Origin of the sequence: Alcanivorax quisquiliarum, assembly GCF_023051175.1 — a bacterium.
In the GTDB taxonomy this organism is placed as follows: domain Bacteria; phylum Pseudomonadota; class Gammaproteobacteria; order Pseudomonadales; family Alcanivoracaceae; genus Isoalcanivorax; species Isoalcanivorax quisquiliarum.
Genome location: NZ_JALKII010000030.1, coordinates 1 through 1440, shown reverse-complemented (window position 1 = coordinate 1440; position 1440 = coordinate 1). Strand labels below are relative to the sequence as shown.

The 1440-nt window shown below is 50.7% G+C and carries 1 protein-coding gene; it reads left to right on the top strand.

The window, feature by feature from the left end:
- Positions 1-99: 99 nt before the first annotated feature.
- Positions 100-1230: an actin gene (locus tag MU846_RS14850; protein ID WP_191113207.1), complete on the top strand. Its 1131-nt coding sequence runs from the start codon at positions 100-102 to the stop codon at positions 1228-1230.
- Positions 1231-1440 lie beyond the last annotated feature (210 nt).

Below are 1440 nucleotides of genomic sequence, written 5' to 3'. Positions count from 1 at the left end.
ATAAAGCCTGTGGCCAGGCCCCCACCACGTCACTCGCTAGCAAGTTGCCCAGGGAAGCGGTCTGTCTACAGGTGTTGAAGCAAACCAGAAGCAAGCAAGATGTGTGACGACGATGTTGCTGCCCTCGTAGTTGACAATGGTTCCGGGATGTGCAAGGCCGGTTTCGCCGGAGACGACGCCCCGAGGGCCGTCTTCCCATCCATCGTCGGCAGGCCCAGGCACCAGGGTGTCATGGTTGGTATGGGTCAAAAGGACAGCTATGTAGGAGATGAAGCCCAAAGCAAGAGAGGTATCCTCACCCTGAAATACCCAATTGAACACGGTATCATCACCAACTGGGACGACATGGAAAAGATCTGGCATCACACCTTCTACAACGAGCTGCGAGTCGCTCCAGAGGAACACCCCATCCTCCTGACTGAGGCTCCCCTCAACCCTAAAGCCAACAGGGAGAAGATGACCCAGATCATGTTTGAAACCTTCAACACCCCAGCCATGTACGTCGCCATCCAGGCTGTACTCTCCCTCTACGCCTCCGGTCGTACCACCGGTATTGTACTTGACTCAGGAGATGGTGTCTCCCACACCGTACCCATCTATGAAGGTTATGCCCTTCCCCACGCCATCCTCCGTCTGGACCTTGCTGGACGTGATTTGACTGACTACCTTATGAAGATCCTCACCGAGCGTGGTTACAGTTTCACAACCACCGCTGAAAGAGAAATCGTCAGGGACATCAAGGAAAAACTTTGCTATGTCGCCCTGGACTTTGAACAGGAAATGGCCACCGCCGCTGCCTCCACCTCCCTCGAGAAGTCCTATGAACTTCCTGACGGTCAGGTCATCACCATCGGTAACGAGAGGTTCCGTTGCCCAGAGGCTCTCTTCCAGCCTTCCTTCTTGGGTATGGAATCTTGCGGTATCCATGAGACTGTCTACAACTCCATCATGAAGTGCGATGTTGACATCAGGAAGGACTTGTATGCCAACACCGTCCTTTCCGGAGGTACCACCATGTACCCAGGTATTGCTGACAGGATGCAGAAGGAAATCACCGCCCTCGCTCCATCAACCATCAAGATCAAGATCATTGCTCCCCCAGAAAGGAAGTACTCCGTATGGATCGGTGGTTCCATCTTGGCTTCCCTGTCCACCTTCCAGCAGATGTGGATCTCCAAGCAGGAATACGACGAATCCGGCCCAGGCATCGTCCACCGCAAATGCTTCTAAACATCACGCTACATATTTCTTATACTTATTCGTCTTTTGTACTATGTACAGGCGCGGACAACAGATAACACCCAATTATATATTATTTTTTTGACGTAATATAATATTTTTCAAGTGAGCTGGTATTGTTCGAGCACACAGGGATGTACATACCGTGAAAGATGAGAGGTTGTTTCTTTTATTGTTTATATAAGATCTTTGTATGGTTAA